Origin of the sequence: Anabaena sp. FACHB-1237, from assembly GCF_014696225.1 — a bacterium.
Lineage (GTDB): Bacteria > Cyanobacteriota > Cyanobacteriia > Cyanobacteriales > Nostocaceae > FACHB-1237.
The window spans coordinates 1-21,254 of the sequence record NZ_JACJPV010000049.1 but is presented as its reverse complement, the minus strand read 5'-3'; the positions used below and the strand labels follow the sequence as shown (position 1 = coordinate 21,254).

Below are 21,254 nucleotides of genomic sequence, written 5' to 3'. Positions count from 1 at the left end.
AATTAACCGAAAAAAGCATTTCTGCCTGGCGATCGCATTCGGCAAACAAGAATATTATGAAAAAACACCCTAATTATCGTCCAAACTGATGTCAAATATGCTAATATCAATTAGGGGCGATCGCAGCCACAATTGAAAACTTCTTAGATCATCCTCCTCAATCAGCTAAAAAAAATGGGCGATTCCTAGGTCGCGCTGCGCTATCGCGCACGTGAGTTTATATTAGATAATTATACATGGGATAAAATAGCATTAAAAATGGTTTCCGTGTATGAAAATATAATTTCCAGTGTTAAATTATATTAAATTATATATTTAAATTACCCCTTCCTAATCCTCCCCTTGTCAAGGTGAGGGGACTAGATTCCGGTTTCCCTCTTTTACAAGCACAGAGATCCCAATTCTTCTTTCCCCCCTTTACAAGGGGGGATTAAGGGGGGTAATTTGACAACGGCAATGAAACACAGGAGATAGTCATCATGTATCAAAGTGAAGCACCTCCGCAAAAAAACCTGCCCACCATGTATGATTTACCCAGTGAGGATCTTAATGAATTAGACTCCACAATTCATCCCCGTCCACCCTGGGAAACCATGCCAACGATGTATGATTTACCTAGTGAAAATCCAGAGGAGCCAGGTTTGCCAGACGAATTTCACGACTTTCAACCGCAATTATTACGGGAAACCTGTCAGTCTCCCATTTATCCCAGGGAGGAAATGTTCATTGGTACGGATTTAAACTTATACTATGATGGTCGTCATTATTCATGGTATAAAAGACCTGATTGGTTTTTAGTATTAGGTGTAGCTACTTCTGAAAAACAAGAAGATATGCGGTTGAGTTATGTAGTTTGGCAGGAAGTAGTAGCTCCATTTTTAATAGTAGAATTATTATCACCGGGTACAGAAGCAGAAGATTTAGGACAAACATTAAGAAGAGCGAATAAACCACCGACAAAATGGCAAGCTTATGAACAGTATTTGCGATCGCCCTACTATGTTATCTTTGATAGATATGAAAATCGCCTACGGGTATTTCAATTACGTGGGACAAAATATCAAGCAGTGGAACTGGTAGAACCAAAATTCTGGTTTCCTGAATTGGAATTAGGAATAGGAGTTTGGTCGGGAAAATATCAGGATACAGAAGGTTTGTGGCTACGTTGGTATAATCAAGATGGTAATTGGATTCCTACCTTTGCCGAAAGAGCAGAACAGGAGAAACAACGGGCAGACAAACTAGCTGAAAAATTGCGGGCTTTAGGGGTGAATTTAGATGAAATTTAAAGAAAATTAACCGAAAAAAGCATTTCTGCTTGGCGATCGCATTCGGCAAACAAACCCTAATTATCGTCCAAACCGATGTCAAATATGCAAATATCAATTAGGGGCGATCGCAGCCACAATTGAAAACTTCTTAGATCATCCTCAAGAATCGAAGGAAATGGGCTATTCCTAGGTCGCGCTGCGCTATCGCGCTTGTCAATTTATCTTAGACAATTATACATAGGATAAATTAGCACCAAACATGATATCCTATTTCTCTTTCCAGTCAAAATCTACTACCGCAGGTAGTAGAATTTATCTCTTTTAGACATAATGGATCAACTTTAAATCCGCGTTTTCGTTATGCAACATATAAAACTGATAACTACATGAATTATGACTGAGTCGATCAACATCATAGATGCATCTACTCAAATGTGCCAACTAATAAACTAATACATCAGAGTAACAAATCAATGAATATTTTAGGAATCAATGCCTATCATGGAGATGCTTCAGCTTGTTTGATCCAAAATGGTCAATTAATAGCAGCAGTTGAAGAAGAACGTTTTAATCGAGTTAAACATTGGGCAGGATTTCCCAGTGAATCTATTAGATATTGTTTAAAAATCGCTGGTATCAGCCCGAAAGATTTAGATCATGTAGCTTTATCTTTCAATCCCAAAGCTAATCTCAATCGGAAACTGCTATTCACCCTCAAACAACGCCCATCCTTAGCATCGCTTTTAGATAGATTTAGTAAACAAAGTAAGTCAGCTAACCTACAAGAACAATTAGCAACAGCTTGTCATTGTCAACCCCAGGAAATTACAGCACCTATTCATACCCTGGAGCACCATACTACCCACCTAGCCTGTGGTTTCTTTGTTTCCCCCTTTGAAAAAGCTGCTATTCTGTCTATTGATGGTATGGGAGACTTTGTAAGCACCTTATCAGCAGCAGGAGAAGGTAATCAACTAGAATATTTCTCCCGTACTCACTTTCCCCACTCTATTGGTTATTTATACAATGCTATTACCCTATACTTAGGTTTTCCCGCCTATGGTGATGAATATAAAGTTATGGGATTAGCACCTTATGGAGAGCCAGAATATCTGGAAGCATTGAGAAAGATCATCTTTCCCAAAGGAGATAGTTTTGAGCTAAACCTGGATTATTTTACTCACCATGAACAAGGTATTTCCATGAAGTGGGATAATGGTGCGCCCAAAGTTGCGCCATTCCATAGTCCAGAACTAGAAAAATTATTGGGTCCAGCAAGACAAGCCAATTCTGAAATAACACAAAAACACCAGAATATTGCTGCTTCTTTACAGGCGGTGACAGAAGAAATTATCTTTCATTTACTCAATCAATTATATCAACGCTACCCTTGCGAAAATCTGTGTTTAACAGGTGGTGTGGCCATGAACTCTGTAGCCAATGGCAAAATTACCGAAAATACAGCCTTTAATAATGTTTATGTTCCTGTAGGGGCTGCTGATAATGGTACTTGTATTGGTGCAGCATTTTTTGTTTGGCATCAAATACTTAAGCAACCTCGTCAGTTTATTTTAAGTCATGCTTATTGGGGATCGGAATTTTCTGATGAAGAATGTTTATTAGCACTACAATATCATAACTTAACACCTAAACACTTTGAAAAGACACAGATGTTAAACCATGTTGTAGATGCTATTTGTGATGGTAAAGTAGTGGGTTGGTTTCAAGGTAGGATGGAATTTGGTGCTAGAGCATTGGGTAATCGTTCTTTAATAGCTGATCCTCGTCGCTGTGATATGCGAGACATTATTAACCTGAAAATTAAATTTCGGGAGAAGTTTCGTCCTTTTGCACCCAGTATTCTGGAAGAATCTGTAGGTGAATACTTTGAAATTGCTCAAACAGCACCTTTTATGGAAAAAGTATTCAAAATCCGCCCTGAAAAAAGAGAACTAATTCCGGCTGTAACCCATGTAGATGGTACTGGACGTTTGCAAAGTGTTAGTCACACAGCTAACCCTCTCTATTGGGAATTGATTAATACTTTTGCCCAACGTACAGGAATTCCTTTGTTACTTAATACGTCCCTGAATGAAAATGAACCTATTGTTAGAACACCTCAAGAGGCCATCCAGTGCTTTTTGAGAACAAACATGGATAGTTTGGTGCTAGGGTCTTATTATATCGAAAGAAGTAATATCAATTCATAAAGAACTATATTACATTGTGGTGCAGGCATCTTGCCTGCTAAATGTGTACCTGTCATCTGATAGCTAAGTTTTTTACTTGTTCTATCATACCACAGGATGTCTAGCTATGTATAGTATGTCTTGGTAATTTACTTTCTATCTTTAACTCTGTTTACGAAAGGATCATTCAAAGTTATAATTTCTATAATTTATAGAACATTCCAGGCAATGAAACACAGGGGATAATGAATCATGTATCAAAGTGAAGCACCTCCGCAAAAAAACCTGCCTACCATGTATGATTTACCCAGTGAGGATATTGATGAAGAATTAGACTCCACAATTCATCCGCGTCCACCCTGGGAAACATTGCCAACGATGTATGATTTACCTAGTGAAAATCCAGAGGAGCCAGGGTTGCCAGACGAATTTCATGACTTTCAACCGCAATTATTACGGGAAACTTGCCAATCTCCCGTTTATCCCCAGGAGGAAATGTTCATTGGTACGGATTTAAACTTATACTATGATGTGCGCCATTTTGCATGGTATAAAAGACCAGATTGGTTTTTAGTGTTAGGAGTGCCTGCTTCTGAAAAACAAGAAGATATGCGCTGGAGTTATGTAATTTGGCAAGAAGGATTAGCTCCATTTTTAATAGTAGAATTATTATCACCAGGTACAGAAGCAGAAGATTTAGGACAAACATTAAGAAGCGCGAATAAACCACCGACAAAATGGCAAGCTTATGAACAGTATTTGCGATCGCCTTACTATGTTATTTTCGATAGATATGAAAATCGTCTCCGAGTATTTCAACTACTGGGGATAAAATATCAAGCTGTGGAACTGACAGAACCAAAATTCTGGTTTCCCGAATTGGAATTAGGAGTAGGAGTTTGGGCGGGAAAATATCAAGGTACAGAAGGTTTGTGGCTACGTTGGTATAATCAAGATGGTGATTGGATTCCTACTTTTGCTGAAAGGGCAGAACAGGAGAAACAACGAGCAGAAGAGGAGAAACAACGGGCAGAACAGGAAAAACAACGGGCAGAACAGGAGAAACAACGGGCAGAACAGGAGAAACAACGGGCAGAACAGGAAAAACAACGGGCAGACAAACTAGCCGAAAAACTGAGAGCTTTGGGAGTGAATTTAGATGATATTTAAAGAAAATTAACTAAAAAAAGCATTTCCCCAGGTATGTTATTGTGGGTGCCTATTCCCAAGCACCCCATCCCCAATCTATAGATGATGGTATATTATGACGAAGCGATCGCCTCTTTTCTTTTTCCGAGCTTTTGTTATAAAGTTTTGTCATGATGAATATTTGTCAAGTGCGATTACTCTTTAAATATAATTACCCCCCTTAGTCCCCCCTTGCAAAGGGGGGAAACAAAAATCCAGTCCCCTCCCCTTTATAAGGGGAGGGTTAGGGTGGGGTAATACTTCCTATAACCTACCAAATAACCTACTAAAACAAATGACTACCACACCGAACCAATACGAGTATTCGTATCAAAATAGTCAAGCTGGACATCATCACAATTATTTGCTAAAACCACTTAGAGAATTGATGTCAGAAATGCTACCCCCCCCCCTAACAACCAAAAACCTCGGATTTTGGATATTGGTTGTGGTAATGGTAGCTTGAGCAATTTCCTAGCACAGCAGGGTTATGAAGTTGTTGGTGTTGAAGAATCTGAATCAGGTGTAAAATTGGCTAATCAAAGTTTTCCCAGTTGTCGCTTTATTCAAGGTAGTATTTACGATTTACCATACTCCGAACTAGGAGACAACTTTGATATTGTGATTGCTGTTGAGGTAATTGAGCATTTATTTTATCCTAAAGAATTAGTCAGAAGCGCTAAAAAATGCCTCAAACCCAATGGTGGTTTAATACTAACCACACCCTATCATGGTTATTTAAAAAACCTAGTGATGGCTGCTACAGGGAAAATGGACAACCATTTTACCGTTCTTTGGGATGGTGGTCATATCAAATTCTTTTCTGTACCAACTATGACGGATTTACTTAAATCAGAGAACTATACAAATATCAAGTTTAAGTTTGCAGGTAGATTTCCCTATTTTTGGAAAAGTATGTTGTGTTCTAGTACCATAGTTCAATAACAAGAATTTATTTGAATATCCTAATGTTAGAACAAATTACTCCTCTCATCCTTACCTATAACGAAGAAAATAACATTAATCGTACCCTGGAAAAACTTAAATGGGCAAGTAAAATCATTGTCATTGACAGTTATAGCACAGATACAACATTAGAAATTTTGTCTCAATATCCTCAAGTAGAAGTATTTTCTAGAAAATTTGATTCCTTCGCTAGTCAATGCAATTATGGACTGTCAAAAGTCACATCAGAATGGGTACTATCTCTAGATGCAGATTATATATTAACCGATGATTTAATTCGGGAAATTACATCTTTACCAATAGAGTCGGATATAAATAGCTATAGTGTCAGGTTCAAATACTGTGTTTTTGGTAAACCCTTACGCGGTACTTTGCTTCCACCCCGCAAAGTTCTTTACAAAAGGGAAAAAGCAATTTATCAAGATGATGGACACGCTCATAGAGTTGTGGTACAAGGTAAATCTAGTCAATTATCAGCATACATCCACCACGATGATCGCAAACCATTGAGTCGTTGGTTATGGGCGCAAGATCGTTATATGGTAATTGAAAGTAAAAAACTTCTAGAAACACCAGAGCATGAACTTAGTATAGGCGATCGCATTCGCAAACGCAAAATTCTCGCACCTTTAATAATCTTCATCTATTGTCTCATCCTCAAAGGCGCTATTCTGGACGGTTGGCATGGATGGTATTATACGTTTCAGAGAGTTTTAGCAGAACTATGGCTGGGTATACATATCATAGAAGCAGAGAAAATAGATAATTAATTGGCTCAAATAACCTGTGATCTTTATTGCACTTATTGAGTATCCGCCCAAGCTATCTATTTCTCAGATAGTAAATGCTTTAAAAGGCGTATCTAGTCGTAAGTATGGGCAGGCTGGCTATAAAAAACCCCATAAACAAGCATTATGGAGTCCAAGCTATTTTGCCATTTCTGTAGGTGGTGCGCCATGAGAAATATTAAAGGAGTATATTAAAAATCAAGAAAAGCCGTCAAGGACGGGGCTTGTATCGCAGATTTTTGGTCAAACCTACATAATTTCTGTTCCCCATCCTATTCTTAATGCCCAAAATATGATTAAAATTCCTATAGCTATCCAATCTCCTATTTGTAATTTTAATTCTTGCCATTTTACTTGATGTTCATTAGGACTAGTAAACCCTCTTACCATCATCGCATTTGCCATCTGTTCAGATCTTAACAACAGGTTTTCCAATAGTCTTTCTGTGACTATTAACCAAACTTTAGCTCCTCCTTTTAATCCTAGTTTTTTCCAGTTTATTGCTCTGGTAATTACTGAGCGTACTAGGTTTTGTATTTCTTCTAATACTAGGGGTATAAATCTTAAAGATAGGGTTAAGGTTAGGGTAATTTCTGTAACGGGTATGTTCAATTTCTGTAACGGCTGCATTAAACTTTCTATACCAGAGGTAATTTCTTCTGGTGCAGTTGTTAGTAAGTAGAGGTTGGTACTATAGATTAGTGTAAATACCATACTGCTTAGACTAATCGCTAAGTCTAAAGATCGTATATTTATTGTTACTGGTTTTACTTTAAATACTACATATCTATACTTTTTATTACTTAGTTGAGTTTCGCTTCTACTTTCTTCTACTTTGGCTGTTGCTGGTTGAGTTAATATTTGTTCATTGCCGGGTAAACGGGGTTGATATTTAACACCTAAACCATCGGGACTAATCGCGCCTAAGATCAATACTATAAATGATAATACTAATAACCACCCCATTTGTTGTTTCCAAACTCTCAAGGGTACTTGAGCAAAAATGGTAACAATAATCAACACAGCGACTAGTAATACACGCCAATAGTTGTTAGCGAGTATGTAACTAGTTAAAAAACTTAATAACCAAACTAATTTGATCCTTGGGTCAAGTTTGTGTAACCAAGTTTGCGGTTGTTCTAAATATAATCCCAGGGGGAGCGATCGCAATAAATCCATTTTTAGTGCTTGTTGGATGGGTTAAATGTCAGTTGCTGCTTATGTATCATAAATTTATGAATAATTGATCACCAACTGACTGGAAACTATTATATTACTTCCTGGGTAGTGATAGGTAATTACTAAACGCGAGTAGCTCTGTTGGGACTGCTAAGTTCCATTTCTCGCACTTTCTTACTACGCCATAATAGTTTAATTGGTGTACCTTTAAAACCTAACTGTTCACGAAACTGTCTTTCAATATAACGACGATAGTTGTCATTAAACCTTTTAGCGTCGTTAACAAATAATGCTATGGTTGGTGGTTGGGTGCTAACTTGTGTACCATAGTAAATTCTACCTTGACGACCGCTTCTGGAGGTTGGTGGAGAATGCCAACTTACTGCATCTTCTAACACTTCATTAATTACTGATGTACTGACACGACGTTTATGGGATGCAGCAGCAGTGCTAACTAGTTCTAAGATTTTTTCTACTCTTTGTCCTGTTTCTGCGCTAACAAATACAACATCTGCCCATTCTGTGAAATTTAGGCGAGATTGTACATCTTTTTCATAGTCATAAATTGTATAGGAGTCTTTTTCTACAGCATCCCATTTATTGACTACAATTATACAAGCTCTACCTTCTTCAACTATTCGCCCTGCTAGTTTTTGATCTTGATCAGTTACGCCATCCAGAGCATCTATAACTAATAAAGCTACATCACAGCGACGAATTGCTTTAAATGCCCGGTTAATACTAAAAAACTCCGCTCCATATTCGATGTGTTTCTTTTTTCTAATACCTGCTGTGTCTATTAAGCGGTAGTTTTGTCCGTCTCTATAAACTACGGTATCAATTGCATCTCTTGTAGTTCCAGATATAGGGCTAACGATCGCTCTTTCTTCACCAACAAAAGCGTTTAATAGGCTAGACTTACCGACATTTGGTCTACCGATAATAGCGACTTTAATTTCAGTATCTTCCTCTACTTCTGTCACATGAGGAATGTGATTAATTAACTGATCTAGTAGGTCTCCTGTACCACTACCATGAATAGCGGAGATAGGATAAGGTTCACCTAGTCCTAATTCCCAAAATTCTGCGGCTTGAATGATACCTTGATCTGGAGATTCACATTTATTAACCGCTAGTAATACGGGTTTGGGTTGTTGACGTAACCACTCGGCTATTTCTTGATCAGCGATGGTTAAACCTGATTGTCCATCCACAACAAATATGGCAGCACAGGCTTCTGAAAGGGCTGTTAAGGCTTGTTGACGGATGAGGGGGAGAAATTCGGTGTCATCATTAAATACTAAGCCTCCAGTATCTACTATGAGAAATTCTCGATCGCACCAAAATGCTGGACGATAGGTGCGATCGCGGGTAATACCTGGTTCATCATAAACTATGGCTGTTTGATCTCCGGCTAAACGATTGGCAAAGGTAGATTTACCAACATTAGGTCGGCCAATAATTGCAACAATGGGCAGTTTCATAAATTAATTAAGTGTTAAATAGTGCTGAGGAAGAGAATTTATTATTATATCACTTTTTGCGATGTAGGGTGTGTCAGAGAAAATAAATCTTGTAAAGAAACTGATTATTCATATCTGACTACTAGTTTACCAGTTGTATTCTGTTGATGATAGTTTTTTGATGATTCTGGGTAATCTAGAATTGGGAGGGCTGCTATTGTTGTGAGTGCGGCTGGTAATAAATATGACAAGTGCAGGAAATGATTATTTAACTAAGCGTAGTAAGCAAATTGAACGGAAAAAAAGAATTGTTACATATATTTCATTATGCTCATTCTGTGGCTCTATGCTATTTGGCGCATTTAATACTATTAAACAATCTTTAGAAAGACCAGCGCAACAACAGAAAGCTGTTTCAACAGAAGATCAAGTGCAAAATCAGGTTAAGGGTTATGAGTTAGTGTTGCAACGTGAACCTAATAATCAGATGGCTTTAGAAAATTTGTCCATAATTCGCTTGAAGACAGGAGATAATCAGGGAGCGATCGCTTTACTAGAGAAATTAGTACAGCAGCATCCAGATAGACAGGATTATAAGACTGTTTTAGCGGATGTGAAAAAGAATAGGGCAGGGAATAATCAAGCTGGTAAATAGGTAATTGGTAGGATTGTTCCAAATTGTTTATAATAGATTCAGGTGAATCTATATTAGTCAACATAACCATAAACAATAGGAAATTATGAATAGTATTACAGTTGATCTGTCTTGTGATCTACCGACACAGTTACCAGATCATACGCAATTACCCTGTGAAAATGGAACAATAGTGAAGAACTTTCAAGAACATCCTCAAAGTATATTATTAACAGAATCAATTTGGTCAAGATTACAAGAAATTCACCCAGATCAACAATTTTGTATAGGCCAAGATAGCGGTATTTATTGGCGAATTACTGATCCTCCAGAACGAGGAGCAGAAGCGCCGGACTGGTTTTATGTTCCTGATGTACCACCAACTTTAAATGGACAAATGCGCCGTTCTTATGTATTATGGCAAGAATTTGTCGCTCCTTTAATTGTAATTGAATTTGTCTCAGGAAATGGTCAGGATGAAAGAGATGAAACCCCCTACTTGGGTAAGTTTTGGGTATATGAAAAAGCCATTAGAGTACCTTTTTATGGTATATATGAAGAAAAGAAATCATCATTAGAATTTTACCATTTAATTGAAGGTAAATATCATTTGATGCCTCCTAATGAAAGGGGACATTATTTCATTCAAAAAATGGGTGTGGAATTAGGTATTTGGCAAGGAACATATAAAAATGTAGAGTTACCTTGGTTAAGATGGTGGGATGTAGATGGTAATTTGTTGTTAACAGGAGAAGAACAAGCAGAACAAGAAAGACAACGGGCTGAACAGGAAAGACAACGGGCTGAACAAGAAAGACAACGGGCTGAACAAGAAAGACAACGGGCTGATAAATTGGCCGCAAAACTGCGAGAATTAGGAATAGAATTAGATGAGTAAATAGACTTATTGTAAAAATTATTGTAGGGGTAATTCATGAATTACCCCTACACATTATTGCAGAGAAGTTTAATCAATAACTAAAAAAATAGGAGTGAATCAAATTATGCTCCCCTACACTATAGAAGAAACAATTATCAACTCAGAAGAAGCAATAATTAATTTTCCCACGCAAGATGATCTACCCTGTGATGATGATGATGTTATGGAAACTCTGCGACATAAATATCAAATGGACTTACTGCTAGAAACCATCTACCCTTGGTTAGAAAAACGTCAAGATGGTTTTGCAGCAGGGAATATGTTTGTTTATTTTAGTCCCTATCAAGTCAAAAGATATGATTATAAAGGTCCTGATTTTTTCTGTGTTTTAGATGTCCCACAACAGGAAAGAAAATGCTGGGTAGTGTGGGAAGAAGGGAAAACTCCTGATGTAGTGATAGAGTTATTATCAGAAAGTACTGCTAATTATGATAAAACCAACAAAAAATTAGTTTATCAAGACCGGATGCGAGTACCGGAATATTTCTGGTATGATCCTTTTAATCCTGATGATTGGGCAGGTTTTGGTATTACTGAGGGAGTATATCAACCTCTTGTTCGTGATGATAAAAATCGTTATCTTAGTAAGAAGTTGCAATTGGCTTTAGTGCGTTGGCAAGGTGTATATAGAGGTGTGGATACGGTTTGGTTACGCTGGGAAACTTTAGATGGTAAGTTGTTGTTAACAGATAAGGAACTGAGTGAACAGCAAAAACAACGGGCTGATAAATTAGCGGCTAAATTGGGAGAATTAGGAATAGAATTAGATGATTGATATACTCGCCGACCTGAAGGTGCGGTGATTCTTGACGCTTCACCGACGGACGCTACCTAAGTAGTCTTACTCTGTCTCTGCGCCCGTTTAGAGTCGTGGCAATGCCCTATCCCGACTTTATTGATATTTTTGGCAGCATTTTCATCTCGGTCCTGTTGAGTTCCACAATTCAAACACTTAACCGACCGAATTTTTAAATCAAGTTTACCCCATTTGTATCCACATTTAGAGCAAATTTGACTTGTTGCTTCCCATCTACTAATAACAATGCTTTAAAGGGCGTATCTAGTCGTAAATATGGGCAAGCTGGCTATAAAAAACCCGATAAACAAGTATTATGGAGTCCAAGCTATTTTGCCATTTCTGTAGGTGGTGCGCCATGAGAAATATTAAAGGAGTATATTAAAAATCAAGAAAAGCCGTCAAGGACGGGGCTTGTATCCCAGATTTTTGGTCAATTATTAATTAGGTTGGGTTAAACAAAGTGAATGCCAAGAAACTATTGTAAATGTTGGGTTTCGTTCCTCAACCCAACCTAGATGATTTCTGCTGTAAAGATTTGTGAAAATTAACATTACCATATCCAGAAAGTGATAAGTTTTTGACCGTTGTGGGTACTCTCTATTAAAGAGGTACTTGAGGAGGTTAAGCAGGCGATCGCTGTTATGGAGAAACTGGTAAAATTAAATAGGTAGAATTTTAAGATTGTGTTACCGAATGTAAAGGAAACAATCAGAGAAAAGGCAAAGTAATAAAAAAAGTATTGACATTATGAATAATGCTAACTTGTTGGTAAATGTAGATTTAGGATGTGGAACTCATAAAGCTGAAGGTTTTATAGGTGTAGATTTAGTGGCTGCTGATGGTGTAGATGTTATTGCTAATTTGAATGGTCATTTTCCATTTCCAGATAATAGTGTTGATTTTATTAAAGCACATGATATTATTGAGCATCTGCCTGATAGAATCCACACAATGAATCAAATCTGGAGAATATTAAAGCCAGATGGAATAGTTGACATTAGCGTACCATCAACTGATGGCAGAGGAGCATTTCAAGATCCTACCCATGTCAGTTTTTGGAATATTAATTCCTTTATGTATTATTGCCAAGAATTTCCTCCTTATTTAGCAGGTTGTCAAAGTCATTATGGTTTTAAGGGACAATTCAGTATTGTTAGCATTGATCAGAAAAATTTGGGAAATCAAGTTATTCAAGTTCATGGTGTATTAAAAGCTATAAAATCAGCAGAAAACAACTATCAACTGAATTTTAAAAATATTAATTTTATCATTTTCCCAGATTGGAGTCAATCTATAGAAGTAATATTTACACATTTACTAAATATATGTCAAGCCATTATTGATCACCCTAAAAATAGTGATATTGCCTTACTTATTGATATCCAAAATACCAATTTAGAAGATGCGAACTTCTTGTTAGCAGATGTTTTACTCAATCTTTGTTATCAAGGAAATATGGAAACTGATGATGATAAATTACCACAATTTAATTTGTTAAAAACAAATTCACTAGAGGAATATAAAGGTTTATTGCCAGTTTTGCACTCTAGAATTATTTTGGAATGTGAAAACAAAAAATTGATTAATCAAATAGGATTAGAACAATTACCTGGTTGGACTCTAGAAGAGATAATCAAAGATTCACTAGATATAGAAAAATTAAACCTATTAGATCAGCTACAATATAATACGCTGCCACAAAAAAAAGAAAGTAGTTTATCCAAAGGTTATCAAAAATTTGCTGAACACAAATTTCCTGAAGCGATCAAATTATTTAAACAAACAATCATTGAAAATCCTCAATTTACTGAAACTGGGTTAATACCCCTAGCTCATAGCCTAATATTAGCTACTGATTGGGAAGAAATTTCCAGAAATTTACCTCCAGGTATTAATTATTTACAGACTTCTGGATGGTTGAATTCTTTATATTCAGGAAAACCTCTCAATCAAGAGGCTAAACCTATACCTTGGTACACCTATCCTGCCATAGAATTTATTGAAAATAAAATATACAGTGATTTTCGTGTTTTTGAATATGGTAGTGGTAATTCGTCTCTTTGGTGGTCTAAGAGAGTAACACAAGTAATTTCCATTGAGAATGATGCTAATTGGTTTAACTATATTAAAGAAAATATGCCTTCAAATGTAGAATTATATTTAATTGAAGATGATTTAGAATATGCTTCTGCTATTCTTCAATATGAAGATCATTTATTTGATGTAATTATTGTTGACGGTAGCAATAGAAATCAATGTGCTGAATTTGCTATATCTAAAGTAAAAGACCAAGGATTTATTATTTTTGATAACACAGATGATCACAGACACGCAGAAGGTGTTAAAAAATTACTAGACTCAGGATTTATGAGAATTGATTTTTATGGAATGATTCCTAGCTATCTTTATAAAAACTGCACTTCCATCTTCTTTAAAGATGTTAGTTTATTATCCAGAGGAGACTTACCTAGCGAAAAACGCTCTTGTTTAGGAAGATCCTGTTTTCAGATTACCAGTCCTGTAATTGCAATTTAGAAAGGAAAATTTAATGCTTGAGCTAAATTTAAAAGATATGAATTTAATAATCTTTCCAAATTGGAATCAATCTAGAGATATGATATTTGAAGAGTTGGTAAAAGTATGTAAAACCATTATCAATCATCCAAATACTAGTGTAATAAATCTACTAATTGATACTAACAACATAGATTTAGAAGATGCACAATTTTTATTAGCAGATGTATTGCTAAATATTTGCTACGATCAAAATTTAGAAGGTGATGATAATAATTCACCAGAATTTAATTTGCTAAAAATTAATTCATTAGAAGAATATAAAGGTATATTACCACATTTGTATTCTAGAGTTATTTTAGAAAATGAAAACAAAGAACTTATTAATCAAATAGGATTAGAACAGATACCTGCTTATACGTTAGATGATTTAAATACTAAGTGTATTCATATAGATAAGGATCAAAGCCTGATATCACAACAAGTTGAAAATGTAAATAATATACCTTTTCATAATGTTATTGTTAGACCAAATCCAGGTGATGATAATCCTCTTTGGCAATACTTTTGTAACAACCAAAAAAGATTAATTTATAAATGGCATCACTATTTTGATATTTATCATAATCATTTTTCTCGGTTTCGAGGATTACCTATTAAAGTCCTAGAAATTGGAGTAGCACATGGTGGTTCTCTTCAAATGTGGAAAAATTATTTTGGCGAACAAGCATATATTTATGGAATTGATATTGATCCAAGATGCAAACAATTAGAAGAAGAGAGAGTTGAAGTTTTTATTGGCAGCCAGACAGATAGAGAATTTTTAAATTATGTGAAAAATAAGATAGGCATAGTTGATATTATTATTGACGATGGTGGCCATACAATGGAACAACAAATATGCACCTTTGAAGAATTATATTCAGCAGTTCAAAAAACAGGAGTGTATTTGGTTGAAGATTTGCACACAAGCTACTGGTCAGAATATGGAGGAGGTTATAAAAAAGAAGGTAGTTTTATAGAGTATGCTAAAAATTTTATTGATCAAATCAATGCCTGGTACACACAAGAACAAGGATTGACACCATCTAACTTAACAAAGACTTGCACTGGAATTCATTTCTATGATAGTGTGTTAGTCCTGGAAAAATATTCAAATCACCATATACCGAAAGCATCAATGACAGGAAAGTTTTCTTTTTAATTGCAATTTTTACAATTACCTAAAAATAAAATTTTATGAATGAATGGCAATTAAAAACCCCGGTTTGTTTTATCATCTTTAACCGTCCTGATGTGACAGAGCGAGTTTTTCAAAAGATTCGTGAAGCTAAACCTCCGAAATTATTAGTTATTGCTGATGGTGCAAGAGCGAATAAAATTGGAGAACAAGAAAAGTGTATTGCTGCTAGAGCAATTATTAATCAAGTTGACTGGAAGTGTGAAGTATTAACTAATTACTCTGATATTAATTTAGGTTGTAGAAATAGAATTTATACCGGACTAGATTGGGTATTTTCTCAAGTTGAAGAAGCAATTATTTTAGAAGATGACTGTCTCCCTGATCCTAGTTTCTTTCGCTTTTGTGAAGAGTTATTAGAAGAGTATCGTCATAATTCGCGGATCATGTTAGTTTGTGGACAAAATCTTCAGTTTGGACAAAAAAGACGAAATTATAGTTATTATTTTTCCCGTTATAGCCATTGTTGGGGATGGGCTACTTGGAAAAGAGCATGGCAATATTATGATGATACTATGACGCTTTGGCCTCAAGTTAGAGATGAAAACTGGCTATTTGATATTCTCCAAGATGAACAAGCATTCAGATACTGGTCAGTAATTTTCCAAAGTATATATGAAGGTTTTGACACCTGGGATTATCCTTGGTTATTTGCTTGTTATATAAATCAGGGTTTAAGTATTTTACCAAATATTAATTTAGTTTCTAATATTGGATTTGGACAAGAAGGAACTCATACAACAGATACAAATAGTATTTTAGCTAATATACCAGTTGAAGAAATGCAGTTTCCCTTAAAACATCCTCCTTTCATAGTCAGAGATACCCAAGCAGATAATTTTACTGAAAGAACTTTTTATAGTGGATCTTTAGCTAACACACAACAGGCTATTAATATCACAGAATTATTGAATAATGCTATCCATTTACTGGATAAAAATACAAGTAAAATCAATCTGCAAAATACAACTCTAGTCACCATATCTTCTGTAGACATAGAACTTACTTTACTAAGTTTAGTAATTTCCAATTTAAATGCAAACTTTAATAGAGTATTGTTCTTTACATCCGAGGAAATTGATCAAAGTTATTTGGAGCTTTTCCCCCAATTAGAAATTGTTACAATTCATCCGATCAAGAGTTTAGTTGAATACAGCAGATTTATAATCAAAGAGCTTAATTCATTTATAGAGACTGAATTTTGCTTAGTTACACAAGGAGATGGTTTTATTATCAATCCTCAGTTGTGGTCAGAGGAGTTTTTAAATTATGATTATATTGGCGCACCTTGGCGCAAACAATCTCATTTAGTTAACTCCCAAGGTCAGACAGTAGATATACTTGACTTAAATAAAAATAGAGTAGGTAATGGTGGTTTTTCTTTAAGAAGTAAAAAATTATTAGAGGTATGTTCACAGTTAGATTTTGATCATATAAAAACATCTTCATTATCAGAAGATTTGATTATCTGCTATTATTTTTATGACTGGTTTACAAGGAAAAGTATTAAATTTGCACCTTTAGAAGTTGCTATTAAATTTAGTTTTGAACAACCCATAGAAGAACTTGAAAACTTTTCTTGGGAAAACACCTTTGGATTTCATGGAAAACCTCATGTTATCTATGTCCTAAATAAATTATCTCAAGATTTGAATTTAGACTTTTCTTCAGATAATTATCAAAACAGCGATTTTATCAATGAGTTAAAATTAAGAGATATTAATTTAATTATCTTTCCTGATTGGACACAAGCAGAAGATGAACTTGGTTTAGAATTACAACAGGTAATTCAAACATTAGGAAATCACCCTGAAAATCAAAAAATTACCCTGATTATTCACACAGGTAATCTAACTATAGAAGATGCAGGAATGTTTTTATCTAGTGTGGCTATGAATCTGTTAATGGCAGATTTAGACATTAGCGATACTATAGAGATTTCCTTGATTGATAAATTAGGAAATATGCAATGGCAATCTTTGTTACCCCGCATTTATGGTAGAATTATCTTGAGTAATGAAGCTAACATAAATTTAGCACAAATACCAGTTAGTAATTTAGAAAGTTATCCATTGGATAGTTTGATTAATCAAATTTGAAAGGAGGTTTTTGAAATTGCAATGAAAAATTTGCTAAATAATTCGTAGTAAGCACTTTAGTGCTTTTTTTTAATAAAATTAGTTGAGGACTAAAGTCCTCACTACTGCGTTATTTGCACTGACTATCTAAAAATTTGCTAAATAATTCGTAGTAAGCACTTTAGTGCTTTTTTTTAATAAAATTAGTTGAGGACTAAAGTCCTCACTACTGCGTTATTTGCACTGACTATTTAAAAATTTGCTAAATAATTCGTAGTAAGCACTTTAGTGCTTTTTTTTAATAAAATTAGTTGAGGACTAAAGTCCTCGCTACTCAATGATTTGGACTGACTATCTAAAAAAAATTATGTACGAATATCGTAAGCTTACATACAAGCAAAAAGCTGAACTGGTGCAATATCGTATAAGTCAGGGTTATCCACCGCACTCACCACCACATCTAGTTAGAGATCAAGAATTTTATTTATTAACAGCAACTTGCTATGAACATCGATCATATATGGACTTGGAGAGTCGTCGTCAGCAAATTCTAAAGACCGTATTTGATAGGTTTGGTGACGAGGGACGTGATCAAGAGAGTACTGAAGGACTGACTACGAATTTAAAGATTTGTGCATGGGTGATTTTACCCAATCATTATCATTTACTGGTTCACGTAACAGATTTTAATGTTTTAAGTGAGACATTTCGCAGAATACATGGTGCGCTTTCTCGTCAATGGAATCAAGAAGACAATGTAACTGGGCGAAAAATATGGTATAGTTGGAGCGATCGCGCAATTCGCTCTAAAAAGCATTACTACAGAACTCTTAACTATATTCATTACAACCCAGTAAAACATGGTTTGGCGAAATCGCCTTATGATTGGGTTGAGAGTAGTGTTCACTGGTATTTAGAAACTTATGGACGGGAATGGTTACGGGGTTGCTGGGTTGAATACCCCGTCAGAGATTATGGGAAAGATTGGGATGATTAGTCCGTAGTAAGTATCGTAGTAAGCACTTTAGTGCTTTTTTTTAATAAAATTAGTTGAGGACTAAAGTCCTCACTACTGCGTTATTTGCACTGACTATTTAAAAATTTACTAAATAATTCGTAGTAAGCACTTTAGTGCTTTTTTTAATAAAATTAGTTGAGGACTAAAGTCCTCACTACTGCGTTATTTGCACTGACTATCTAAAAATTTACTAAATAATTCGTAGTAAGCACTTTAGTGCTTTTTTTAATAAAATTAGTTGAGGACTAAAGTCCTCACTACTGCGTTATTTGCACTGACTATCTAAAAATTTGCTAAATAATTCGTAGTAAGCACTTTAGTGCTTTTTTTAATAAAATTAGTTGAGGACTAAAGTCCTCACTACTGCGTTATTTGCACTGACTATCTAAAAATTTACTAAATAATTCGTAGTAAGCACTTTAGTGCTTTTTTTAATAAAATTAGTTGAGGACTAAAGTCCTCACTACTGCGTTATTTGCACTGACTATCTAAAAATTTGCTAAATAATTCGTAGTAAGCACTTTAGTGCTTTTTTTAATAAAATTAGTTGAGGACTAAAGTCCTCACTACTGCGTTATTTACTATCAAGATACCTTTGCCACATCTGTAAATAAGCATTCTCCATTTCCCGCGCAAATTTCTTCCCATTCCATAGGGGTGATGTTTGTCTTGATTTTCGCAGTTTCCAGACAATTTCTTGTCTTAATTTCTCGTCTTTACCCAACCTCACACCCCACTCTACATACTCTTCATCACTCCAAGCAATACCTTGAGTAATTCCAGCATTCATCATCATTGTATAGCTGTTCCGGGCTGCAAATTGTTCCCCCACTCTTGTGACTATGGGTACACCCATCCATAATGTTTCTAAAGTAGTAGTTGCACCATTATAGGGATAGGTATCTAAAACGATATCTGCAATGGCTAAATTGGCGCGGTGTTCCATCTCTGTAAGTGCAGTAGGTAAAAACCTAAAAGATTTTAAATCAAGTCCTTCGGCTTCAGCAAGGGGAGCAATAAAATTTTGCAGATCTTCATGATTGCCGCGATGACTTTTCAGCAGAAAATAACTATTAGGAACTTGTTTGATAATTTGCATTTGCAACCGGATATTATCGGGATTACGTTTTAATCCAGTTTGAGAACTAAAATAAATAATTCCATCATTAGGAATATCTAAAGATTCTCTACTGATAGTTGGTGTTCCCACAGTAAAGCCATCAATACCAATATAATTTTGCGGCAGTCGCCAAATCTTTTCTGTATAATCATTCTGTGCTGATGCAGGTAAAACATAGTTATCAGCAATAAAATAATCAACCGTCGGAAAACCAGTGGCATCATACCCTAGCCAGCTAACTTGAATGGGTGCGGGTTTCAAGGCTAAAATAACACAATTACTATAGGAAGTTAAACTATCTAAATCAACTAAAATATCTATTTCATCTTCATTTATTTTATTTGCAACTGTCACTGGCGGCGGCCATAATTGATGAAAATGATCACCAAATTCCTTTTTATAAGCTTGTTGTTGTGGATCATAAATATTCTGGCTTAAAGAATATAAATGAATATCAAGTTCTTGATGATTATGGTATTTTAATAACCACCAAGCTAAATAACCGACAGAATGGGAACGAAAACACTCTGATATATAGCCTATGCTTAAAGGACGCTCACTCAAAGCAGGACGAGGTGAATTAAAACGCTGTTGATAAATATTGATCTCTTGAGGAAACTCTTTCCAGATCATTTCTTGACATAAAGCAGCTAATCTATTACGAATTAATCTATTTTCATGGGGATTATCTTCCATGTATAAGAAAAAGTGACCAAATGCTAAGGTTGTATTTATAAATAAACTTTTGCTTTCTGTTTCACTGCTGACAAGATCACATAAAAGTTGTTTATATTTTTGGTATGTTTGTAGAGCTTTTTCTGCACTTTCGAGAGACTCTAAAAATGCTACAAGTAAGCAGTGATTCCCATGTATTTGTCTAATTAGTTCTGGGGAAGTTACTAAATATTTGTTTGCCCAATCAATAGACTCTTGAAGATAACTTCCTCCTAGTGATTGTCCTAGTAATTGTAGGTTAGTAATTATTTTCATAGTAAAATATAGACTATTAGGGTCTAACAGCAAGCCAATTTTGCAAAAATAAATTGATATCCCATGGTTGAAACAAGAATAATAGCTATCAGCTTTACCCATCAATAATCTAATAATGCTTTCAGATTTTATTAAATTGGGTATAAAGGCTTCTACTAATTTATCTATAAAGGTAGGGGGGATAACTGGCTGAGGAAGAAGCAATTCCTCAATCACTTGCACTAATAAATTCTCATCAAAAATAGGAGGTTCTCTTACTTCGGATATAATCGCAATTAATTGATTAATATTCGTTTGCAAGTCTTCAATCTTTAAATCAATATTTAATGCAATTATTTTCAAAAGATTGTTAATATGACCAGGAACAAATTGTCGAATGTGTTGACGAATTACCCAAGCAAATTGAGATTGAGAATCTGTTTCCTGTTGTTGAGCAGCACTTAATAAAATTTCTGTTAATTGTAGTAGCCATTGTTCTGACTCTTCTTCTCCAAATTCTAACATTGGAGTCATCCAGGCTATCTGCGCTTCTTCTTCTCTTCCTGATAATAACAAAGCAAGTCCTAAATACCAATAATTAGTAACTTCCTGGGGATTCTCTGTAATATTTTGTTCATATTCTTGAATGGTTAATAAGTTTGGGTTAGCAGAAATTTGATTGTTCAAGTTGGTGGTAATCATTGAAAAATTGAACTACTTTTAATTATCTTGTCAATAAATTTTTTGATTAGACATCTTGTGAAAATTATCCAGGACTTACGCAACTGGCACATTGGTAGGGTGCGTCAGATATCAACAATTTGGTTATTTACATGATTTATACTGTCTGACACACCCTACAGCAGATTTTTTAGTGTGACACTTGCGTAAGTCCTAT

At 35.2% G+C, this 21,254-nt stretch carries 16 protein-coding genes and 2 pseudogenes; 14 read left to right on the top strand and 4 right to left on the bottom strand.

All coding sequences use genetic code 11. The annotated features are described in order from the left end of the window. Window positions 1–479 precede the first annotated feature (479 nt). From H6F32_RS17670 to H6F32_RS17645, 6 genes and pseudogenes are all read left to right on the top strand, one after another. Window positions 480–1,289, top strand: coding sequence for a Uma2 family endonuclease (locus H6F32_RS17670; RefSeq protein ID WP_190370610.1), 810 nt, complete (start codon window positions 480–482; stop codon window positions 1,287–1,289). Window positions 1,290–1,744: 455 nt separating this feature from the next. Continuing rightward, window positions 1,745–3,481, top strand: a complete 1,737-nt coding sequence (locus tag H6F32_RS17665; protein ID WP_190370609.1) for a carbamoyltransferase — start codon at window positions 1,745–1,747, stop codon at window positions 3,479–3,481. 231 nt (window positions 3,482–3,712) lie between these two features. Further along, window positions 3,713–4,630: a Uma2 family endonuclease gene (locus tag H6F32_RS17660; RefSeq protein ID WP_190370608.1), complete on the top strand. Its 918-nt coding sequence runs from the start codon at window positions 3,713–3,715 to the stop codon at window positions 4,628–4,630. Window positions 4,631–5,083: 453 nt separating this feature from the next. Then, on the top strand, window positions 5,084–5,593 hold the full coding sequence (locus H6F32_RS17655) for a bifunctional 2-polyprenyl-6-hydroxyphenol methylase/3-demethylubiquinol 3-O-methyltransferase UbiG (RefSeq protein WP_242031170.1): 510 nt from the start codon (window positions 5,084–5,086) through the stop codon (window positions 5,591–5,593). 23 nt (window positions 5,594–5,616) lie between these two features. Beyond that, the gene (locus H6F32_RS17650; protein WP_190370607.1) at window positions 5,617–6,384 is read left to right on the top strand and encodes a glycosyltransferase family 2 protein; all 768 of its coding nucleotides are present in this window, start codon (window positions 5,617–5,619) and stop codon (window positions 6,382–6,384) included. A 28-nt stretch (window positions 6,385–6,412) separates the two neighbouring features. Then, window positions 6,413–6,574: pseudogene (locus H6F32_RS17645) on the top strand (transposase); the annotation flags it as partial. A gap of 77 nt (window positions 6,575–6,651) precedes the next feature. On the opposite strand, the gene H6F32_RS17640 reads toward H6F32_RS17645, so the two are convergent. Then, on the bottom strand, window positions 6,652–7,581 hold the full coding sequence (locus tag H6F32_RS17640; RefSeq protein WP_190370606.1) for an energy-coupling factor transporter transmembrane protein EcfT: 930 nt from the start codon (window positions 7,579–7,581) through the stop codon (window positions 6,652–6,654). Between the two features lie 122 nt (window positions 7,582–7,703). Beyond that, complete coding sequence (der, locus tag H6F32_RS17635) at window positions 7,704–9,065, bottom strand: ribosome biogenesis GTPase Der (RefSeq protein WP_190370605.1); 1,362 nt, start codon at window positions 9,063–9,065, stop codon at window positions 7,704–7,706. 223 nt (window positions 9,066–9,288) lie between these two features. On the opposite strand from der, the gene H6F32_RS17630 reads away from it, so the two are divergent. The 3 genes from H6F32_RS17630 to H6F32_RS17620 all read left to right on the top strand — a co-directional run bounded on the left by H6F32_RS17630 (window position 9,289) and on the right by H6F32_RS17620 (window position 11,393). Further along, window positions 9,289–9,699, top strand: coding sequence for a c-type cytochrome biogenesis protein (locus H6F32_RS17630; protein WP_190370604.1), 411 nt, complete (start codon window positions 9,289–9,291; stop codon window positions 9,697–9,699). Between the two features lie 85 nt (window positions 9,700–9,784). Further along, window positions 9,785–10,576, top strand: coding sequence for a Uma2 family endonuclease (locus H6F32_RS17625; RefSeq protein WP_190370603.1), 792 nt, complete (start codon window positions 9,785–9,787; stop codon window positions 10,574–10,576). Between the two features lie 106 nt (window positions 10,577–10,682). Then, window positions 10,683–11,393, top strand: coding sequence for a Uma2 family endonuclease (locus tag H6F32_RS17620; RefSeq protein ID WP_190370602.1), 711 nt, complete (start codon window positions 10,683–10,685; stop codon window positions 11,391–11,393). A 56-nt stretch (window positions 11,394–11,449) separates the two neighbouring features. Here H6F32_RS17620 and H6F32_RS17615 read toward each other — a convergent pair whose 3' ends face one another. After that, a complete protein-coding gene (locus tag H6F32_RS17615; RefSeq protein WP_313926665.1) occupies window positions 11,450–11,629 on the bottom strand; it encodes a zinc ribbon domain-containing protein in 180 nt (59 codons plus the stop codon). A gap of 30 nt (window positions 11,630–11,659) precedes the next feature. On the opposite strand from H6F32_RS17615, the pseudogene H6F32_RS17610 reads away from it, so the two are divergent. From H6F32_RS17610 to H6F32_RS17590, 5 genes and pseudogenes are all read left to right on the top strand, one after another. Then, window positions 11,660–11,776 (top strand): annotated as a pseudogene (locus tag H6F32_RS17610) (transposase); the annotation flags it as partial. Between the two features lie 388 nt (window positions 11,777–12,164). Then, on the top strand, window positions 12,165–13,952 hold the full coding sequence (locus H6F32_RS20300) for a methyltransferase domain-containing protein (RefSeq protein ID WP_199294622.1): 1,788 nt from the start codon (window positions 12,165–12,167) through the stop codon (window positions 13,950–13,952). Window positions 13,953–13,965: 13 nt separating this feature from the next. Then, on the top strand, window positions 13,966–15,135 hold the full coding sequence (locus tag H6F32_RS20295; protein ID WP_199294621.1) for a class I SAM-dependent methyltransferase: 1,170 nt from the start codon (window positions 13,966–13,968) through the stop codon (window positions 15,133–15,135). A 35-nt stretch (window positions 15,136–15,170) separates the two neighbouring features. Then, on the top strand, window positions 15,171–17,270 hold the full coding sequence (locus H6F32_RS20680) for a DUF5672 family protein (protein ID WP_242031169.1): 2,100 nt from the start codon (window positions 15,171–15,173) through the stop codon (window positions 17,268–17,270). Between the two features lie 346 nt (window positions 17,271–17,616). Then, window positions 17,617–18,246: a transposase gene (locus H6F32_RS17590; protein ID WP_190370601.1), complete on the top strand. Its 630-nt coding sequence runs from the start codon at window positions 17,617–17,619 to the stop codon at window positions 18,244–18,246. Between the two features lie 595 nt (window positions 18,247–18,841). On the opposite strand, the gene H6F32_RS17585 is transcribed toward H6F32_RS17590, so the two are convergent. Further along, window positions 18,842–21,058 carry a hypothetical protein gene (locus tag H6F32_RS17585; protein ID WP_190370600.1) on the bottom strand — a complete coding sequence of 739 codons (2,217 nt, stop codon included), beginning with the start codon at window positions 21,056–21,058 and terminating at the stop codon, window positions 18,842–18,844. Window positions 21,059–21,254 lie beyond the last annotated feature (196 nt).